This is a genomic window from Brevibacterium sp. LAARM3_SD1 (assembly GCF_057364765.1).
The window spans coordinates 85228-103580 of record NZ_JBNFOL010000004.1; the positions used below are offsets into that span (position 1 = coordinate 85228).

At 63.2% G+C, this 18353-nt stretch carries 18 protein-coding genes and 1 pseudogene; 4 read left to right on the forward strand and 15 right to left on the reverse strand.

Going from position 1 to position 18353, the window contains the following annotated elements; genetic code table 11:
* Positions 1-42 precede the first annotated feature (42 nt).
* The 7 genes from AC2W7L_RS03295 to AC2W7L_RS03325 all read right to left on the reverse strand — a co-directional run bounded on the left by AC2W7L_RS03295 (position 43) and on the right by AC2W7L_RS03325 (position 7714).
* Positions 43-1050 carry a DUF368 domain-containing protein gene (locus AC2W7L_RS03295; protein WP_486003255.1) on the reverse strand — a complete coding sequence of 336 codons (1008 nt, stop codon included), beginning with the start codon at positions 1048-1050 and terminating at the stop codon, positions 43-45.
* 44 nt (positions 1051-1094) lie between these two features.
* Entirely contained in the window at positions 1095-1613 is a 519-nt protein-coding gene (locus AC2W7L_RS03300; protein ID WP_486003256.1) for a DinB family protein, read from the reverse strand.
* Between the two features lie 55 nt (positions 1614-1668).
* Complete coding sequence (locus AC2W7L_RS03305; protein WP_486003257.1) at positions 1669-2040, reverse strand: VOC family protein; 372 nt, start codon at positions 2038-2040, stop codon at positions 1669-1671.
* A gap of 107 nt (positions 2041-2147) precedes the next feature.
* Positions 2148-2966 (reverse strand): thioesterase family protein, encoded by an 819-nt coding sequence (locus AC2W7L_RS03310; RefSeq protein WP_486003258.1) that lies wholly within the window; start codon positions 2964-2966, stop codon positions 2148-2150.
* A gap of 42 nt (positions 2967-3008) precedes the next feature.
* Positions 3009-3224, reverse strand: coding sequence for a hypothetical protein (locus AC2W7L_RS03315; RefSeq protein ID WP_369864172.1), 216 nt, complete (start codon positions 3222-3224; stop codon positions 3009-3011).
* Between the two features lie 113 nt (positions 3225-3337).
* On the reverse strand, positions 3338-5491 hold the full coding sequence (locus AC2W7L_RS03320) for a S1 family peptidase (RefSeq protein WP_486003259.1): 2154 nt from the start codon (positions 5489-5491) through the stop codon (positions 3338-3340).
* Between the two features lie 264 nt (positions 5492-5755).
* The gene (locus AC2W7L_RS03325) at positions 5756-7714 is read right to left on the reverse strand and encodes a S1 family peptidase (RefSeq protein WP_486003260.1); all 1959 of its coding nucleotides are present in this window, start codon (positions 7712-7714) and stop codon (positions 5756-5758) included.
* A gap of 246 nt (positions 7715-7960) precedes the next feature.
* Between AC2W7L_RS03325 and AC2W7L_RS03330 the strand changes: the two genes are divergently transcribed.
* From AC2W7L_RS03330 to AC2W7L_RS03340, 3 genes are read left to right on the forward strand one after another with little or no spacing between them, the layout of a single operon-like run.
* Positions 7961-8440, forward strand: a complete 480-nt coding sequence (locus AC2W7L_RS03330; protein WP_486003261.1) for an META domain-containing protein — start codon at positions 7961-7963, stop codon at positions 8438-8440.
* A complete protein-coding gene (locus AC2W7L_RS03335; protein WP_486003262.1) occupies positions 8437-8757 on the forward strand; it encodes an META domain-containing protein in 321 nt (106 codons plus the stop codon). Before AC2W7L_RS03330 ends, AC2W7L_RS03335 begins: the two co-directional genes overlap by 4 nt.
* Entirely contained in the window at positions 8758-9768 is a 1011-nt protein-coding gene (locus AC2W7L_RS03340) for a DUF808 domain-containing protein (RefSeq protein WP_486003263.1), read from the forward strand.
* 19 nt (positions 9769-9787) lie between these two features.
* Here AC2W7L_RS03340 and AC2W7L_RS03345 read toward each other — a convergent pair whose 3' ends face one another.
* The 6 genes and pseudogenes from AC2W7L_RS03345 to AC2W7L_RS03370 form a co-directional block, all read right to left on the reverse strand.
* Positions 9788-10615, reverse strand: coding sequence for an ABC transporter ATP-binding protein (locus tag AC2W7L_RS03345; RefSeq protein WP_486003264.1), 828 nt, complete (start codon positions 10613-10615; stop codon positions 9788-9790).
* Entirely contained in the window at positions 10612-11625 is a 1014-nt protein-coding gene (locus AC2W7L_RS03350; RefSeq protein WP_486003355.1) for a FecCD family ABC transporter permease, read from the reverse strand. The genes AC2W7L_RS03345 and AC2W7L_RS03350 overlap by 4 nt, the downstream gene beginning before the upstream one ends.
* 86 nt (positions 11626-11711) lie before the next feature.
* Positions 11712-12779: an iron chelate uptake ABC transporter family permease subunit gene (locus tag AC2W7L_RS03355; RefSeq protein WP_486003265.1), complete on the reverse strand. Its 1068-nt coding sequence runs from the start codon at positions 12777-12779 to the stop codon at positions 11712-11714.
* A gap of 96 nt (positions 12780-12875) precedes the next feature.
* A pseudogene (locus AC2W7L_RS03360) lies at positions 12876-13360 on the reverse strand (SufE family protein).
* Entirely contained in the window at positions 13360-14268 is a 909-nt protein-coding gene (locus tag AC2W7L_RS03365) for a sulfurtransferase (protein WP_486003266.1), read from the reverse strand. The pseudogene AC2W7L_RS03360 and the gene AC2W7L_RS03365 overlap by 1 nt, the downstream one beginning before the upstream one ends.
* 75 nt (positions 14269-14343) lie before the next feature.
* Positions 14344-15132: an alpha/beta fold hydrolase gene (locus AC2W7L_RS03370; RefSeq protein ID WP_486003267.1), complete on the reverse strand. Its 789-nt coding sequence runs from the start codon at positions 15130-15132 to the stop codon at positions 14344-14346.
* 92 nt (positions 15133-15224) lie between these two features.
* Here AC2W7L_RS03370 and AC2W7L_RS03375 point away from each other — a divergent pair, with 92 nt between their 5' ends.
* Positions 15225-15683, forward strand: coding sequence for an NUDIX hydrolase (locus tag AC2W7L_RS03375; protein ID WP_486003268.1), 459 nt, complete (start codon positions 15225-15227; stop codon positions 15681-15683).
* Positions 15684-15732: 49 nt separating this feature from the next.
* Here the strand turns inward: AC2W7L_RS03375 and AC2W7L_RS03380 are convergent, their stop codons facing one another.
* Positions 15733-16689, reverse strand: a complete 957-nt coding sequence (locus AC2W7L_RS03380; RefSeq protein ID WP_486003269.1) for an iron-siderophore ABC transporter substrate-binding protein — start codon at positions 16687-16689, stop codon at positions 15733-15735.
* Between the two features lie 100 nt (positions 16690-16789).
* Positions 16790-18268, reverse strand: a complete 1479-nt coding sequence (locus tag AC2W7L_RS03385; RefSeq protein WP_486003270.1) for an amino acid permease — start codon at positions 18266-18268, stop codon at positions 16790-16792.
* Positions 18269-18353: the final 85 nt, after the last annotated feature.

The window sequence follows — 18353 nt, forward strand, 5'->3', positions numbered from 1 at the left end:
TGAACAAACTCGGTTGCGCTCACACGTCGAAGTCTGTTGCGCTCACGCCCCGGAAGATTCGGAGCCGTTCGCCTGATCCTTCGACGACGCAAATTTCGCCTCGACGATGATGAGGATGATGACTATGGCCGCGCCGAGGCAGGCGAGCAGGATCGGACCGAGCACCGGGTCGACCGGGGCCAGCAGGCCACCCGCTCCATGTTCTTCACCGTCGGCTCCGACCTCGGCGGATGACTGCCAGGGCCAGAGCGCGCGCAGGGATCCGAACATCAGTCCCGCCATGACGATGAGCGTCCACCATCGGTGATTGTGGAGGAAGTATTTGAGGATATTGACGAAGACCGCCAGGCCGAGGATCGCACCGAGCAGGAAGATTCCGAGGTACCCGAAATCGTGTGTGTCGACGGCGCGCAGTGTGGTCGAATACATGCCGACTGCCAGCAGGAAGAATGATCCGGACACACCGGGAATCACGAGTGCGCAGATGGCGATCGAGGCGACGAAGAAGACGGCGATGAGCGGCGGGTTCTCCACGTCGGCCCCACCGGCCAGACTCGTCATCCAGAATGCGAGGGCGGCAGCGGCTATGAAAGCCAGAACGCCGAGGAGCACCGGTTGGCGCGCGGAGCGTGCCGGCAGCATCCGCAGCGGCACTGCAATGCTGGCGGCGACGAGGCCGAAGAACAGCCCGCGGGAGAGTTCGGGGTTGCCCGTGACGAACGATTCCATGACCCCGGCGATGGTGAAGACGGCTGCGGCCATCCCCAAGAGGACTGGGATGACGAGGAACCAGTCGGTGCGTCGTAGTTCTGCCAGTGCTCCGGCGACACGGTTCGGTCCTGTCACCAAGGTCTTCGCCGCCGAAACGACGTGGGCTGCGGAATCGATGAGCTGGTCGTAGACTCCGGTGACCAGGGCGATGGTTCCGCCGGAGACCCCGGGGACGAGTTCGGCGCTGCCGATGAGGAATCCGCGGATCAGGTCGAGCGGAAGGAGCGCTTTGGAACGCTTCGGCGCAGTGTCGGTATCGGTCGGCGGGGAGTTCGTCATAGCATCAACCCTATTTGATCGACCTGCAGGTGCGACCGTGCGACTCAGTCGCCGATCTCACCATCGATGTCTTCGCGGAGGATGTCCGCGTGGCCTGCGTGCCGGGCATACTCCTCGATGAGATGGATGAGGATCCACCGAACATTGAATTTCTCTCCGCTGCTGTCTCCACGCTCGGTAAGGGTGTCCAGGTCGGTCACCTCGGCGAGGATCTCACGGGATTTCTCACATGCCTGCTCATGGGCGGCCAGGAGCTCGTCTGCGGTCATTCCTGAAGCGGACTCGAAATCCCAATCGCGGTCAGCGTCCCAGTCGACGCTCGCCCATGGCTCTCCCAATTCCCTGCCTTGCAGCACTTCGACGAACCAACTCTCTTCGACGAGGGTGAGATGTCGGAGGATGCCGCCGATCGTCAGCGACGATGAGGCCACGGTGCGGTTGAGCTGCTCCGGCGAAAGCCCATCGACCTTGCGTCTGACCACCTGTCGAAAGTACTCGACGAACTCTTCGAGCCCACGTCGTTCGTTCGGGGCGTTGCTCGGATCGGTCAATGGCAGGGTCATGCTGAGCCTCTCTGATCATGCAGACAGCCTGGTGTTCAATCCAGGTGTGTGAGGCTCAGTCTAGTTTTCGTCGGCCGATGTCGAAGAGATTTCCCTCGGGATCTTTCAGGGTCGTCCACTCGATCCCGTATTCGTCGAAGGACGCGAGCTTGTGTGCCCCCAGGGAGACCGCACGGTCGACATCGGCTGGATACTGCGGATCGTCAAGGTCGATGTGCAGCGGGTTCTTCCCCTCGGCACGTTCGTCGACCTTGAGGAAGAGCATTCCCGGGGTCGGTGACTCGGTGTTGTGGACTCCCCCGATACTGGCGACGAACTCATTGGCGCCAGGATCGATTTCGGCACCGAGGAGTTCCGCCCAGAAGATCGATTGCGCTTCCACGTCGAGGCAGTCGAATGTGATGCTCAGAGATGTCAGCGACGCCATGAGCGCTGTCCTTTCGCAGTCGGATAGATATTGCCCCGACTCTAGAACACGACACTGACATGACTCGCTGTGAGCGTCATCGTCGGTTACCTGCCGTCATCCTCGTTTCATCCGCGAGGTTGCCGGGCCAACTGACGCGACTGAGCCACGAGGCGACCGGCCAAGTCCCACAGCTCGCAGTCTTCTTCGAACATTCCGCCGGCGATGTTCCGAGTGGACAGCCGTGCACTGATCCAGCCGGGTGCGGGCAGAGCCCGGACGTGCGCGGTCAGTTCCATCGTCGGTGCCCAATTGAAGCGACCAAGGTCGAACATCACCGGCGGGAATGAGTCGAGGAACGTCAGCAGAGACAGCGGATCCGGGTCGGTCCCGTCGATGAAACGAATCCATCCTTGGAGCACTCCGCGCCCGCTGGGTTTGCCGACCGCGAATCCTGCGGTGTTCGGATCCAGACGCATATCGAATCGTTCGATGAGCGGCGCCGCCTTCTTGAAGTCCGCGCTGGCTTCGGCGACACTGATGCATTCTTCCGGCGGGGGCAGTTGGGGCGGGGTGGCTGTCGTGCCGACATCGTCAGGAAGCTCGCCGAGGTTGCCCATCGTGGCCATCGCCGAGATCGTCGGTGCCCCGTTCTGGAACAATTCGATGCCGTAGCTCGCCGTCGATCGACCTTCGCGCAGCGTGCGTGTGGTGATCTCGACTGGACCTTCTGTGCTCGGTCCGAGGTAGAAGGTGGAGATGACGAGGGGGTCCGGAGTACTCGGATTGACGGTGCGAAGAGCCTGGCCCGCGACGCCGAGGAGATAGCCGCCGTTGACGGCTCCGGCGACTTTCCAGCCGGCGTCGAGTTCGGCGGTGAAGTTGTGGTCGCCTTGACGGGTGACTGCGGTAGCCCGGGAGAATTCACTGACGGTCGATTGACTCATGTCACATACACTACCAACACCTGATCGAACGTCCAGCCAGCGTCAGTGCTGTCCGGACTGCCGCTCGTTGCCATGGCGATAGTTTCCTGTCGCCCGGGCCAACAGCTGCTGATCGGCGTTGTCATCTCGCCCGAGTTTCGGGATGAGTGCGGCAGCCTTCTTTCCGCCAAGTTCCATGATGGTTCGGCCGCCTCGGCGGATGAGGAGGACCCCGGACTTGGTCACTTGGTATTCAAATGGATCGTCTTCAAGGCTCATGGCTGGACTCCTTCGTCGGGCGCGCCTACTTCCTAGGATACGAAAGTGCCCCCGGTCTTGAGACCAGGGGCACTTTCTCTCAGTCGGTCAACGAGTGACTGTCAGAGTGTGTTTCAGTTGTTCTTCTTACGACGCATGGTCAGAACAACAGCGGCTCCACCGACGAGGAGCAGTCCGGCTCCGGCCGCCAGGCCGGTCAGCTCGGCACCGGTGCGAGGCAGATCAGATCCGCCGCCATCACCGTTTCCATCGTCGTTGCCGTTGTCGTCACCATCGTCGCCGCCGCCGTTGCCGTCTTCGTCGGCAACAACCTGGAAGGAGCCGGTAAGGGCTTCTTCCTCTTCGGTGTCGTTGGCGCCGGTGACCTCGACGTCGTACTTACCGAGGTAGGCCTCGGGGTTCGAGGCGCTGGTGCCGTAGATCGAGAATCCGACGACTCCGTCAGCGTTGGCGGTCTCTTCGAGGGTGATGCCCTCGACGTTTTCGGGACCGGCAACAACCTCGAGGGAGACCTTCTCGCCCTCGTCGAAGCCTTCAGCCGTGATCTCCACGCCCTTGTCTTCCTTCACGAAGTCCGAAGCAGCGATTTCCTTCGGCTCGACGGTCAGCTTGCGCTCGGCCTCTGCAGCCTGGACAGTCACCGTGAATTCGGTGGCCGCCGAGGTCTGCCCGTTAGCGGTAACCGTGGCGGAGTAGGCGTACTCGCCAACCTCGCCCGGAGCTTCGGCAGAGAAGTTTCCGTCAGCATCGGTCTTGACGGTCGTGGTGCCCTCAGCCGGTGCGGCCTGAGCGGAAGAACCTGCCTGTGCATCGTCGGCAGGCTTCCAGGTCAGCTTCACCTCGGCGTTCGGAGCGGCCTTGCCGGTGATGTTGCCACCTTCAACGACCGTCTGGTCTCCGACCTTCGGAGCTTCAGGCTTCTCTTCACCGTCGGCGTCGGAATCGGCTTCGTCATCCTTGCCGTCTGCGGCAGCGGAAGAGTCGGCGTCGTCACCGTCGGCGGCAGCGGAAGCGTCTGCTTCCGCACCGTCAGCATCGGCCGATGCTTCTGCGTCGTCGCCTTCAGCGGCGGACGACGCGTCAGCTTCCTTGCCGTCTGCGTCAGCGGAAGCGCTTGCGTCGTCACCGTCAGCAGCAGCCGAAGCGTCAGCATCTGCCTCGTCATCGCCAGGGGGCTCTTCGCCCGGCTTCTCGAGGTTGAACTTCACGCCGGACTGTTCGAGGGAGTTGTCGAGGTCAGCAACCCAACCAAGCTGGAACGGGGTGCCGTCGTCCCACTCAGCAGGTCCACCGCCGGAGATGACGCCGACTGCGGTGTCTCCCTGGAAGACAGCGCCACCGGAGTCGCCGGGCTGCGAGAACGGATCGCTCTGGGACGACTCGACGGCGAATCCATGCACCCAGCGGCCGCTGACGGACATGTATTCGAATGGCGCCTGCTCATGCGGGATGACCTGACCCTCAGTCAGACCGGTCGTGCGACCGGACTTCTGCACGGATCCTTCAGTGTGAGCTCCGACCTTGGTAATGTCGGTGGCGAGCTTTGCAGCAAGATCGTCTTCACCGGCGGAAGACCAGTCGGTCACTCCGGTCTTGACGTTGTACTTCGATTCGTCGACATTGATGACGGCGAAGTCGATATCGCCTTCAGTGCCCTCGGTCTCACCAGGGTCCACCGGGCTGCCGTACTTGTTGAAACCCCACGAACCGATCGATCCGATTCCTGCGGGCTCTCCACCCTCTCCACCTCCGGCGGGTGCGGTGCTGGGACGTTCAGTGTCGACGATCTCGGTCGACCCGAGGTCCTCACCGGCTTCGGACGTATCTTCAGCACAGTGACCCGCAGTCAGCACGACGGGCTTTCCGCTATCGTCCCAACCGGAGAAACCGGTCGAGCAGGCACCGGCGCCACCGGAACTGGGTACGCTCGCGAGATATCCGGCGCCACCGACCAGATCATTCTTGGCGTGAGCCTTGACCTCGGGGAATCCGGCCGAAACGACGACGTTATCAGCACCGTACTTCTTCTGAAGCTTCTCGATCTCTGCGGCATCTACATCCTCTTCGTCTTCGACGCCGAGGTGAAGCGTACCGTCATCGAAGCCAAAGGCGTTGACCACGGAAATGGACTTTGCAGCCTTCTGAGCAGCCACCTGAGTGAGATCTGCCGAGTCCGCCATTGCCGGAGCGGAAACCAACGCTCCGCCCAGGCCGAGTGCTGTCGCTGCTGCCAGCGCCAGCGAACTCTGCACGAGTTTCTTCTGCATAAGTTGTTGTCTCTCTGTTCTGAGGGATCTATGTCACAAGTTGATGACCTAAGTCACGACAAGGTTACGAGCCATGCTCAGGAACTACCAAAAAAGTACGTCCAAAACTGTGAACTTAATGACCGAAACTTCAGCAGATGTACAAACTGGCTTGTCGGCATCTTCCGGGAGACCGCCGCCATGAATAGACGATGCCCCCGGTCAGAAGACCGGGGGCACCGTCGGTGAGTTCAGCCGCCCGTCAGACGGTCAGCATCACTGCACTCAGTTGTTGTTCTTGCGACGCATCGTCAGAACGACCGCGGTTCCGCCCACGAGGAGCAGTCCGGCTCCGGCAGCGAGGCCGGTCAGCTCGGCACCGGTGCGAGGCAGGTCAGAACCGCCGTCACCGTTTCCGTCATCGTCGTTTCCGTCGCCGGCTCCGCCATCGGCATTGCCGCCGTCGTTGTTGCCGTCGTCATCTCCGCCGGATCCGCCACCGGATCCGTCTTCGTCAGCGACAACCTCGAAGGAACCGGTCAGTGCCGACTCATCCTCGGTGTCGTTGGCGCCGGTGACCTCGACGTCGTACTTACCGAGGTAGGCCTCGGGGTTCTCGGCGCTGGTGCCGTAGATCGAGAATGCGGCAGCGCCGTTCTCGTTTGCGGTCTCGTCCAGCTTGATGCCTTCGACGCCCTCGGGACCGTTGGCAACCTCGAGGGTCACCTTCTCACCCTCGTCGAAGCCCTTGACCGTGATCGTCACGCCGTTGTCTTCCTTCACGAAGTCGGAAGCGGCGATCTGCTTGGGATCGATGCTGATCTCACGCTCGGCAGGAGCAGGGGTCTCGGACTCGTCCTCCTCAACGGTCACGTCGAATTCGGTCGTCTTGGATTCCTGTCCATCGACGATCGCCGTCGCAGTGAAGTTGTAGTCGCCTTCGGCCTTGGGGCCTTCGACGGAGAAGTTTCCGTCCTTGTCAGCCGTGACGGTCTCAGAACCGTTCTCGGCCTGTGGCTTTGCCTGGGTGCCTTTTTCGCCTTCAGCGGCTTCCCACTTCACCTCAACCTCGGCACCGGCCTCAGCCTTGCCCTTGACCTTGCCCTCGGGCTCGATGGTCTGGTCTTCGGCCTTCGGAGCGGCAGGAGCCTCCGGGGTCTCCTCGCCCGGCTTCTCGAGATTGAAGTCCGTGCCGGACTCCTCAAGCGAGTGGTCCAGGTCGGCAACCCAGGTGAACGACGTGTTCGCGTCGAGGTCGCCGCCGCCGGAGATGACACCCACAGCGGTGTTGCCCTGGTAGACGCCGCCGCCGGAGTCGCCCGGCTGCGAGAAGGGCTTGTCGATCGGAGCGGTCACGCCGAATCCGTGGACCCAGCGTCCGCCGACGTTCTGGTAGTCGAAGTCGTATTCCGAGCGCGGCAGAACCTTGCCCTCGGTCTTACCGGTGGTACGACCGGACTTGCTGATGGCACCGCCCTTATGCTCGCCGACCTCGGTGATCTCGGTGGTCGACTTGGACAGGTCGTCCGAATCGGCGGTCGACCAATCGGTGATGCCGTTCTTGACGTTGTACTTCGACTCGTCGACGTTGATCACTGCGAAGTCGATGTCGGACTCGCTGGGCTTGGGCCACTCGTTCTGGTCTGCGCCTTCGAGCAGGTCGCCGCCGAAGTTGGCGAAGCCCCACTTGCCGATGACGCCGTTGCCGGAGGCCTGGAAGCCTTCTCCGCCATTGGCCTGGGAGATCGAAGGCTTCTCGGTCTGGTCGACCGTGGTGTCGCCGTCGAACTCGTTGGTGTCTTCGTTGATGATCTTCGAGCAGTGTCCGGCGGTGAGGACGACGGGCTTGCCGTCACCGTCCCAGCCGGAGAATCCGGTCGAACAGACTCCGCCACCCTCGCCGGCCTTGACGAGGTAGCCGGCACCGCCGACGAGATCGTTCTTCGCGTAGGGCTTCAGTTCCTTGATGCCCTCGGTGACCTTGATGTTCTGGTACTTCTTTTCGAGCTTCTTGATCTCGTCGGTCTTCTTGGCAACACCGATGCTCAGCTCGCCGCCCTCGGTGCCGTAGGCGTTGACGCCTTCGATGCCGGACAGTGCCTTCTGAACGTGAGCTTCACTCTGAACGTCCAGCTTCTGCGGAGCCTTGTCAGCCATCGCCGGCGAGGCGACGAGTGCGCCGCTCAGGCCCAGCGCAGCTGCGGCGCTGATCGCCAGCGAACTCTGCACGAGTTTCTTCTGCATAAGGTCGTTTCCCTTGATCGTTGTCGATGCTTCGATTGCCCGACCCCTTCAACACGCCTCCCCGCATCTGAGCGGCTCGGGTCTCCGGTGTCAGATTTCCAACCGTGTGAAAGGTTACGGTTTGATCACGACGCAATGCAAAAACCATCAATGTCGCAGGTGAACACAACTTACAGAAGTCCGACGACACAAGCTGTCCTGCCTTCTTCCAGCGGCCTCGAAACCGGTGCCGTTATGATCAGGGGCATGCCGAACCACACAACGCTTCGCACCTTGGCCGCCGCGAGACCTGCATCAAGGCTCGCGCTCGGACTCACCGCCCTCGCCCTCACACTGCCGTTGGCGGCTTGTGACACCGGTGTCGACCCGCGCAATCCCAGCTCCCCCTCCCCCACGGAATCCAGCGAAACTGCAGCCCCCAGCGACGCCGCGTCCAAGCTGGACCCCACCGGAAAATGGTCTTCACCGGAGAAGGGGGATCCGTTCCTCGAATTCGCTGAAGACGGCTCCTTGGAAGGTTCTGACGGCTGCAATGCGATCGTCACCACTTGGAAGGTCAAGGGCGACGAGATCGCCATCGATTCCTTCATGTCGACTCAGAAGGCCTGCGCCGGTGTCGATACCTGGCTGAGCAAAGCCTCAACGGCCACCATCGAGGGCGATGTCATGAAGGTCAAGGACAGCAACGGAAAAGTCATCGGCGGACTGGAGAAGGACGACAAATGACACAGGAACTCATCGGCCGCTGGACGGCTGAGACGAACGAGCGGGCCTACCTCGAATTCTCCGAGAACGGCTCCTTGCGCGGCAGCGACGGCGCCAACAACCTCGTGACATCATGGTCGATCGAGCCTGAGGGGTTCATGATCAAATCCTCATTGATGACGCTCAAAGCCGCACCCGGGATGGTCACCTGGGTTCCCAAAGCCCGGCGAGTCGAACCGGTTGGCGACCACTTGCGGGTCTTCGACGCTGCCGGTAACCACCTCGGCGACCTGCATCGTCAACCGCCGGGTACCGCTCACAAGCTCGGCGGTCGTTAGATGGCCGGGGGTCTGATCGCGCTCCTCGACGACGTCGCCGCACTCGTCAAGCTCTCGGCTGCCAGTCTCGACGATGTCGCTGCGGGTGCGTCTCGAGCCAGTGCCAAAGCTGCGGGCGTCGTCATCGACGATGCGGCGGTGACTCCGAAGTTCGTCGAAGGAGTGGACCCGAAGCGCGAGCTTCCGATCATCAAACGCATCGCCTTCGGATCGCTGTTCAACAAGCTCATCATCATCCTCCCGGTCATTCTGCTGCTCAGCCAGTTTCTTCCTTGGCTGCTGACTCCGCTGCTCATGGTGGGCGGCACCTACCTGTGCTTTGAGGGTGCCGAGAAGGTCTTCGAGAAGCTCGGGTGGATCGCCCACCATGAGAAGGAGGCCCCGGCCGCCGAGCAGGCGACCGATGGTGCGGCAGCAGAGAAGAAAGTCGTGCGGTCGGCCATCACCACTGACTTCGTCCTCAGCTGCGAGATCATGGTCATCGCCCTCAACGAGGTGGCCGGTGAGTCCCTGACGAGCCGTGCAGTCATTCTCGCCGTCGTCGGCCTTGCGATCACCGTCGGTGTCTACGGTGTCGTCGCGCTCATCGTGAAGATGGATGACATCGGTCTGCATATGGCGAGGAAGGGCTCCCCCGGACAGCAGAAGTTCGGACGATTCCTCGTCGAGGCCATGCCGAAGCTGCTCGCGCTCCTCTCCGTCGTCGGCACCTTCGCCATGCTGTGGGTCGGAGGCCATATCATCCTCGTCGGCACCGATGAACTCGGCTTCCTCGCCCTCTACGGCTTCGTTCACCACCTCGAAGAGCCTGTCGCCGCGATCGCGGCTGTCGGCGGTTTCCTGGGGTGGCTGGTCAACACGTTCTTCTCCCTCATCCTCGGCGCGATCTGGGGAGGAATCGTCGTCGGCGTATTCTTCGGCGTCAAAGCGCTCTTCAAAGGCAGGAGCACTTCGGATGGGACGCACACGCCCGCCGAGGCAGGGCCGCACTCAGATCAGACACGAACGTAGTCGTCCGGTCGACTCCGGCTCAGCGCTGGGCGAAGGTCTTCTTCGGCGCTCCTGCCACGATCATCGGAGCGTCTGTCACCGGATCGTCGATGACCGTGCACTCGATGCCGAAGACCTCGTGGACGAGTTCCGAGGTGATGATCGTCTCCGGCGGTCCCTGAGCGACGATGGAACCGTCCTTCATCGCGATGATCTCATCGGCGTACCGACAGGCTTGGTTGAGGTCGTGAAGCACGGCGACCAGCGTGTGCCCGTATTCGTGATTGAGCTGCGAGAACAGGTCGAGCAGCTCGATCTGGTAGGCGACGTCGAGGAAGGTCGTCGGTTCGTCGAGCAGCAGCAGCGATGTCTCCTGGGCAAGCACCATGGCCACCCAGACGCGTTGGCGCTGACCGCCGGAGAGTTCGTCGACGAGCCGTGAGGACAGCTCTTCGGTGTTCGTCGCCCGCAGCGCCGACAGGACAGCGGCTTCATCCGCGTCGGTCCACTGGCGCAGGAATGACTGGTGCGGGTGCCGCCCGCGGGAGACCAGTTCGGCGACCGTGATCCCGTCGGGAGCGATGGACGACTGCGGGAGCAGACCCAGGCGCTGGGCGATCTTCTTCGTCTTCATCTTCTCGATGTTGTTCCCGTCGAGCAGCACTGTGCCCTTCGCCGGCGGCAGCAGCCGCGCCAGTGCTCGCAGCAAGGTCGACTTGCCGCAGGCATTGGGTCCGACGATGATCGAGAACTTTCCATCGGGAATGCTCACATCGAGATCGCTGACGATCTGGCGCTGGTCATAGGCCAGGTCGAGGTTCTCGGCGATCAGCGGTGACGATGCGCCCGCGGTGTTGGGAATGCTCATGATGCCTTCCGAGCTTCTTGGATGAGGAGCCAGATGAGGTAGATGCCGCCGATGCTCACGGTGATCACGCCGACGGGCAGTTGGATGTCGCCGAACGCATGCTGGGCGATGAGGTCGGCGGCGACGAGGAGCAGAGCTCCGACGGCCGCAGAGGTCAGGAGGCTGGTGCCTTGTGCCCGTGCGATCCGGCGTCCGATCTGCGGGGCCGCCAAGGCGACGAAGGCGATCGGGCCGGCTGCGGCCGTGACCACGGCGACGAGGGCGACGGCGATGACGATGAGCACGGCGCGGATGGGCTCATTGCGCACACCCAGGGCCTTCGCCGTATCGTCGCCGAGTTCCAAGGTCCCGAGGTCCCGGGAGAAGAGTCCGCAGGCCAGTCCGAGAACGATCGTGGCCACAGCGGCCGGAGCGATCGTCGACCAGCCCATTCCGTTGAGGGTGCCGGCGCCCCAGGTGGCGGCGGCCATCGCGAGCTCAAGATCGGCGCGCATGATCAGCCAGGTGTTGAAGGCATTGAGCATGGCCGTCAGAGCGATTCCGACGATGATGAGCCGGAACCCCTGCACTCCGCCTTTCCACGTGAGCAGGTAGACGACCAGTGCGGTGAGGAGTCCCCCGATGATCGCTCCTGCCGCGGTGGAGACGAAGCTCGTGCCGAAGACGATGATCGTGACGATGCCTCCGGTGTAGGCACCGGTGGAGAAGCCGATGATGTCCGGAGAGCCCAGTGGGTTGCGCGTCAGTGATTGGAATACGGCTCCGGAGACTCCGAGCCCGGCTCCGAGGACGATGCCGGCGATGATGCGCGGTGCCCGCCATTCGCCCACGACTGTGTTGACGATGCGCTTCTCCGCGGCACCGAACAGGCCTTGGAAGACTTCGGTCGGAGTCAGCGAGAACTTGCCGAGCATGAGACCGGCGAAACCGCAGACCAAGGCAAGGAGAGTGATGATTCCGGCGGTGATGACGACCCGCATATCGATGCGGAATCCGAAGACGCGCAACATGGGCCGGCCGAAGTCGATCTTCTCCCCCGGCAAGGCGTGCGGGTCCGCGGTGAGGGTGCGGTCGGGAACCGCGACGTTGGTGGATTTCACAGACCGCTCGCCTTCTTCCGTCGGACAAGGGCGATAAGCACCGGAGCACCGACGAACGCAGTGACGACTCCGACCTGGAGTTCGCCGGGCTTCATCACGACTCTGCCGATGACGTCCGAGGCCAGGAGCAGAATAGGTGACAGGACGACCGAGTAGCCGAGGATCCAGCGCTGGTCGGGACCGACGATCCACCGTGCGATATGCGGAATCATCAGACCGATGAATCCGATCGGCCCGGCTGCGGCCGTGGCCGCTCCGGCGAGGACGGTCACGGCGAGGATGGAGAGCACCCGCGTGCGATTGACCGAGGTGCCGAGGCTGGCGGCCAGGTCGTCGCCGAGAGCCACGGCGTTGAGTGAGTGGGACAGTGCCAGTGCGAGCACTGTGCCGATGACGATGAACGGCAGGATCGCGGTGACCGTATCGAAATCACGGCCGGCGATCGCGCCGACGTCCCAGGACCGGAATGCGTCGAAGGCACGTTCGTTGGTCAGCAGGATCGCTTTGGTCAGTCCGGTGAGCACTGCGGCGACGGCGACTCCGGCCAGGGTCAGGCGAATCGGATCGACCGTGCGGCTGCGGCCTGCGGAACCGATGACATAGACCCCGACGGTGGCGACGAGGGCTCCGGCGAAGGCGAACCAGATGTATCCGGTGATCGAGGAGATCCCGAAGAACGCGACACCGATCGTGATCGCCAGGGACGCTCCGGCGTTGACGCCGAGGATGCCCGGATCAGCCAGAGGGTTGCGGGTCAGGGCTTGGATGAGCCCGCCGGCCAGGCCCAGACCCATTCCGACGAGGATGCCGAGGACAGTCCGCGGCAGCCGCAGTTCGAGGACGACGAGCTGATCGTCGCTGCCGGTGGGGGCGAAGAAGGCTCCGAGGACTTCCGAGATCGGCATGTCCCGCGCACCGATAGCCAGTGACGCCGCGATGACGACGACGAGCGTGATGAGTGCCGCGACGAGTCCCAGCGCTCTTCTGATCCGCAGGCTGCCACCGGTCGGATGACTGGTGTCGGTATGCGGTTTCGCCTCGGCAGAGGTGGCGGAACCGGTCATCGAGGTGGTCCTTCGAGTCATTAGGCGGTCAGGTGACTAAGGGCAGGCTAACCACACTGTAACTCACCGGACCACCTCAGCCAAGCGAGAGAGGTCTCACTCGGCTGTGATCTTGCCGATCCTCTCGGACACCTGTCGCTGAATCCGCGAGAGCATTCCGCTCATTCCGCGCAGCCTCAGCGGGCTGACGATCTCCGACATCGACAGCCGCAGGGGCAGGTCGGCGGGAACCGACAGGATCGCCTCGGCGCTGGCTCCGTCGAGCCCTTCGTGCAGGATCCCGGCGAAGCCGCGCGTGGTCGGCGCCTCCGGAGGTGCGGAGAAGTGCAGCCGCACTTCCGCCTGCTCCCCCGCCTCGGGGTCGGCCACCTCGGTGACGAGGAAGATCGGCGACTGGCATTCGGGCACGGGCTCGAGCAGCTCCGGATGGTCCGTGTACTTCTCCGGCAGGTCGGGAAGGTCCGTCGCGAACTCCAGAAGCACCTGGAGACGGTCATCGGCCGGGGTTCGGCGAAATCCGTGACGATCTCTGCCACAGCCTCCGGCAGGTCGTCGATCTTGGGCGTCGTCGTCTCAGTCATCAGCGTCCGCGAACCTCTCCGGGTTCTGCCCCGGTGACGATCGGCACGCCGACGACGTTGCCCCATTCGGTCCAGGAACCGTCGTAGTTGCGCACGTTGCTGTAACCGAGGAGGTGCTTGAGGACGAACCAGGTGTGGCTGGAGCGTTCGCCGATCCGGCAGTAGGCGATGACCTCATCGCTCTCGCCCAGTCCCGCCTGCTCGGTGTAGAGCTCCTTGAGTTCGGCTGCGGACTTGAAGGTGCCGTCTTCGTTGGCTGCCTTGCCCCAAGGCATCGACTTCGCGCCAGGGATATGGCCGCCGCGCAGCGCTCCCTCCTCCGGATAGGCGGGCATATGGGTGCGTTCGCCGGTGTATTCCTCCGGGCTGCGCACATCGATGAGCGGCAGTTCGCCGAGGCTGTCGCGGACCTCGGGCAGGAAGGCGCGGATGACCGAATCGTCGCGTTCGACGACAGGGTATTCGGTGGGTGCGGGCTTCGGCTTCTCGGTGGTCATCTCGCGGCCTTCGGCCTGCCATTTCGCGCGACCGCCGTCCATGAGGCGGACGTCTTCGTGACCGAAGAGGGTGAAGACCCACAGCGCGTAGGCGGCCCACCAGTTGGACTTGTCGCCGTAGACGACGATGGTGTCCTCACGCGAGATGCCCTTGGCGGACATGAGTGCGGCGAAGCCTTCGCCGTCGACGTAGTCACGGGTCACGGGGTCATTGAGTTCAGTGTGCCAATCGACCTTGACCGCTCCGGGAATGTGCCCGGTTTCGTAGAGCAGCACGTCTTCGTCGCTTTCGACGATGACGAGTCCGGGATCGCCTGCATGCTCAGCCACCCAATCGGTGCTGACCAGTCGGGTTCCGTCCGCGTATTCGGCGAACTTCTCTGCGGGATCGGCCGGGATCGAAGTGCTCACGCATTCCTCCTGAGAGTTTGAGTCCAATTGTGCTCGTCGCTGTGGCAACGTCGAGCGCGTTCAGCATATTCCTTTTCAGGGACGGCTGAGGAATGTCGTCAGTGCTGAGACGAACTCCCGCGGCTTCTCCGAATGCACCCAGTGTCCCGAGCCTTTGACGGTGAGCAGGGTGGTGCGTGGGAACAGTCTGCGCATGTGCGGCAGGTCGTCACGGTCGACGTAGTCCGACTTCTCGCCGGCGACCCAGAGGACGCGGTGGTCGAATACGGCATCGCCCACTACGGGGAAGTCCCCGATGATATCGAGGCTCGAATGCAGGAGGTCGAGGTTGGGCTGCCAGGAATATCCCGCCGAGGTGGGGCGCAGGTTCTGCAGCAGGAATCCCCTGATCGCGGCCTCGGGGATCGGCTCCTGAAGTGCCGCATCGGCGTCAGTGCGCGATTCGATCCGGTCGAGGTCGAGGGCGGCGAGGCTGGAGAGCAGATGGTCGAAGACTCCGGTGGACCCGCCGGCGTTAGGTCCGATGTCGACGACGACGAGACGGTCGATGAGTTCCGAGTGACGCAGGGCGAGCACCATGGCGACCTTTCCACCCAGGGAATGCCCGACCAGGTGCACGGGCTGGTCGTCGGGGTCGACCGCCTCGGCGATATGGGCGGCCACGGCATCGGCGAGATCGACGTAGTCGAAGTTCTCGGTCCAATCGGACTCGCCGTGATTGGGCAGGTCGATCAGAAGGCTGGAGAATTCGGGCTCGATGTCTTTGGCGATGCGGGTGAAGTTCTTGCCCCGGCCGAACAGGCCGTGGAGGAAGACGACCAGGCGCCCGGATTCGCCGATGCGAGTGCTGTTGATGGTGGTCACGTCTTCAGCCTATCCCGTGCCGTTCTGCATATCAGCAGCCCTGTTGAGTTTCACCCCCCGGCGGTCACTGCTGACGCGGGTAGGGTGAGGTCATGCACTTCTCCGAATATGACACTCGACTTGCCGGTTACGCGGTCATCGTCAATGACGACGACGAAATCCTCCTCAGCTGGTTCAACGGCGGGAAGGACCGCCTGCACGCGATCTGGACGCTGCCCGGCGGCGGAATCGAGTTCGACGAGAGCATCGAAGCGGGCACGATCCGGGAGATCAAGGAGGAGACCGGCTTCGACGCCGAACTGGTCGGCCCCCTGACCACACATTCATTCACGGAGTCACGTCGCAATCCGGCTTTCGGCGACTCGACGGCTCGTCCCTTCAAAGGAGCCCGCGTCGTCTATGAGGCTCGGATCATCGGGGGCACCCTGGGCACTCTCGAAGTCGATGGGACGACGGATCGGGCGGAATGGCTGCCGATCGATTCGCTGCAAAGTGTGCGGCACGCCCGCATCATCGACCTCGGCCTCGATGCGTGGCGTGCCGCCGTGTGAGTTCTGCTTAAGTTCTGCGCAGGGGCGCGCAGCAGCGCTCGTCAGTCGGTTACTTCACCTTGTCGGCGATGAGTCCCGGGAGCTGCTCCGCGGTGTACTCGGCCGAGAGGATCGAGTTGAGTGAGAACGCCTTGCGGATGTCGTCGTTGTCCTTGGTCAGAACGAAGTCGTGTCCGTCTTCGACGGCCGGGATGCGCTTGTAGGCAGCATCCTCGGTGACTTCCTTGTCCTCGATGTAGATCGGGAACGTCAGAAGCAGGTCTGCGTCGAGTTGATCGAGGTTCTCCTCGGAGATCGGAACGGAGAAGCCTTCGGCTTTCATTCCGGCAATCGTCTCGGACTGCTTGAAGCCGAGCTGCTCCATGACCTGCACACGACCTGACTCCTCGACATAGGCACCCCAGCCCTCGGAGGTCTTCGATGCCACGGTCACGGACTTGTCCTTGAACTCCGGATGAGCTTCGCGCGCATCGGCGTAGGTCTTGTCGAGGTCGTCGAGCAGCTTCTTCCCGTCGTCGGCCTTGCCGAGTGCCTGGGAGACGAGCTCGACCTGCTGGTCCATCGTCGTCAGGTAGTTGTCGCCGCCTTCGGGAACTCCGACCGTCGGAGCGATCTCGGAGAGGCGGTCGTAGCGCTTCTTCTCTCCGGAGCTGTTCGTATCGAGGATGACGTCGGGCTCCAGGGCGGCGATGGCCTCGTAGTCGGGTTCCATCGTCTCGATGATCTCCGGGGCTTCGTCGTAGAGATCCTCGGCCCAGGGGCCGACGCCCGTGCCGCCGAATTCGACCCAGTCGGAGGCACCGACGGGCTGGACGCCGAGCGCCAGCGCGGTCTCGGCATCACCCCACCCCAGAGACACGACCCTCTGCGGATCGGCAGGCACCTCGACGGCGCCGAATTTCGTTTCGACGGTGGGACCCGAGGCTTCCTCGGCTGTGCCCCCTCCTCCGCCGCAGCCGGCGAGGACGAGGACAGAGGCAATCACTGGGGCGAGAATACGGCGCATGGAATCCTTCTTGAGTAGTTAGGCGAGCCTAGCTTAACTCATTTTTCCGGTGGCGTGATTCCCACCGCGAGGCCGTCTCGGCGAGGAAGCGACCCTCGGGTCAGGACGCCTTGATCTCAAGTCCCTCGACGTCCATGTCATCGAGGGCGACCATTAGTGAGCGCCGGCCGGTGACGATGCGGTGGATGACCCACAGGAGCAGGAACGCGGGAAGCCCGGCATAGGCGCTGGCGACCTGGAGCAGCTGGCCGTTGACAATGGCCTGCACGTTCTGGCCGATGATGACGACGATGAGCATGATGAGCGCGATGACCGGCCCGATCGGGAACAGCGGCGCCCGGTAGGGCAGGTCCGCAACATTGTGCCCCTGCCGCACATAGGCGCGGCGGAACCGGAAGTGACACCATGCGATGCCGACCCAGACGATGAAGCCGGAGAGTCCGGAGACGTTCATCAGCCAGGTATAGGCCCCACCGTCGCCCATGATCTCGGTGAGGAATCCGAACAGGCCGATCATGGCGGTGGCCAGCAGCGCCATGACGGGGACTCCGCGTTCGTTGAGACGGGCGAACAGCCTCGGCGCGGTTCCCTCTTTGGCCATGGCGTAGAGCATGCGGGTGGAGGCGTAGAGGCCGGAGTTGCCGGCCGAGAGGATCGCGGTGAGGATGACGGCGTTCATCATCCCGGCGGCCACGGCGATGCCGGCGCGCTCGAAGACGAGCGTGAACGGCGAGGCGGTGATGTCCTCGTTGTTCGCCGAGGCCAGCAGAGAGGGGTCCGTGTAGGGCAGGAGGAACCCGATGACGGCGATGGCGCCGATGTAGAAGAGCATGATGCGCCAGAACACGGTGCGGATGGCTCGCGGCATGTCCTTGCGAGGGTTCTCCGACTCCCCTGCGGTGACGCCGACGAGTTCGGTGCCCTGGAACGAGAACCCGGCGATCATGAACACGCTGATGACAGACATCCATCCGCCGACGAACGGAGCCTCGCCCGTCGTCCAGTTGCTCATTCCGGGTGAGGTTCCGCCGAGGATGCCGAAGATCATGAGAACGCCGAGGACGAGGAACGCCAGGACGGCTGTGACCTTGATGGCGGCGAACCAGAATTCGCCTTCGCCGAAGGCCTTCGCGGACAGGAAGTTCAGCCCGGCGAGGAGGATGAGGAAGACCGCCGCCCAGATCCATGACGGCACATCGGGGAGCCAGAAGGACATGATGACACCGGCTGCGACGAGCTCGGCGGCCAAGGTGATCGCCCAGTTGAACCAGTAGTTCCAGCCCATGGCGAAGCCGAATGAGGGGCTGACGTATTTAGTGCCGTAGGTGTGGAACGATCCGGCCACCGGCAGGTGGGTCGACATCTCACCGAGAGACTGCATGACGAAGAGGACCATGATGCCGATCGCGGCGTAGGCCAGGAGGGCACCGCCGGGCCCGGCCTGTGAGATCGTGCCGCCTGAGCCGAGGAAGAGTCCGGTGCCGATGGCACCGCCGATGGCGATCATCTGCAGGTGGCGAGACTTCAGTCCCCGTCGGAGTCGGCGTTCTTCGCTCGCCGAGGCGGCTGTCATTCCCATGGTCATCCTCGTTCGTGGTTCGGCAGGTCCGCGCACGAGGACCCTGGCCATTCCTACCACACACGGGCCCGTTCGAGGCCGATGG

Excerpts from the sequence above, each read along its gene's own strand:
- AC2W7L_RS03295 (WP_486003255.1), bottom strand. The coding sequence starts at position 1,050 with ATGACGAACTCCCCGCCGACCGATACCGACACTGCGCCGAAGCGTTCC.
- AC2W7L_RS03300 (WP_486003256.1), bottom strand. The coding sequence starts at position 1,613 with ATGACCCTGCCATTGACCGATCCGAGCAACGCCCCGAACGAACGACGT.
- AC2W7L_RS03305 (WP_486003257.1), bottom strand. The coding sequence starts at position 2,040 with ATGGCGTCGCTGACATCTCTGAGCATCACATTCGACTGCCTCGACGTG.
- AC2W7L_RS03310 (WP_486003258.1), bottom strand. The coding sequence starts at position 2,966 with ATGAGTCAATCGACCGTCAGTGAATTCTCCCGGGCTACCGCAGTCACC.
- AC2W7L_RS03315 (WP_369864172.1), bottom strand. The coding sequence starts at position 3,224 with ATGAGCCTTGAAGACGATCCATTTGAATACCAAGTGACCAAGTCCGGG.
- AC2W7L_RS03320 (WP_486003259.1), bottom strand. The coding sequence starts at position 5,491 with ATGCAGAAGAAACTCGTGCAGAGTTCGCTGGCGCTGGCAGCAGCGACA.
- AC2W7L_RS03325 (WP_486003260.1), bottom strand. The coding sequence starts at position 7,714 with ATGCAGAAGAAACTCGTGCAGAGTTCGCTGGCGATCAGCGCCGCAGCT.
- AC2W7L_RS03330 (WP_486003261.1), top strand. The coding sequence starts at position 7,961 with ATGCCGAACCACACAACGCTTCGCACCTTGGCCGCCGCGAGACCTGCA.
- AC2W7L_RS03335 (WP_486003262.1), top strand. The coding sequence starts at position 8,437 with ATGACACAGGAACTCATCGGCCGCTGGACGGCTGAGACGAACGAGCGG.
- AC2W7L_RS03340 (WP_486003263.1), top strand. The coding sequence starts at position 8,758 with ATGGCCGGGGGTCTGATCGCGCTCCTCGACGACGTCGCCGCACTCGTC.
- AC2W7L_RS03345 (WP_486003264.1), bottom strand. The coding sequence starts at position 10,615 with ATGAGCATTCCCAACACCGCGGGCGCATCGTCACCGCTGATCGCCGAG.
- AC2W7L_RS03350 (WP_486003355.1), bottom strand. The coding sequence starts at position 11,625 with ATGTTGCGCGTCTTCGGATTCCGCATCGATATGCGGGTCGTCATCACC.
- AC2W7L_RS03355 (WP_486003265.1), bottom strand. The coding sequence starts at position 12,779 with ATGACCGGTTCCGCCACCTCTGCCGAGGCGAAACCGCATACCGACACC.
- AC2W7L_RS03375 (WP_486003268.1), top strand. The coding sequence starts at position 15,225 with ATGCACTTCTCCGAATATGACACTCGACTTGCCGGTTACGCGGTCATC.
- AC2W7L_RS03380 (WP_486003269.1), bottom strand. The coding sequence starts at position 16,689 with ATGCGCCGTATTCTCGCCCCAGTGATTGCCTCTGTCCTCGTCCTCGCC.
- AC2W7L_RS03385 (WP_486003270.1), bottom strand. The coding sequence starts at position 18,268 with ATGGGAATGACAGCCGCCTCGGCGAGCGAAGAACGCCGACTCCGACGG.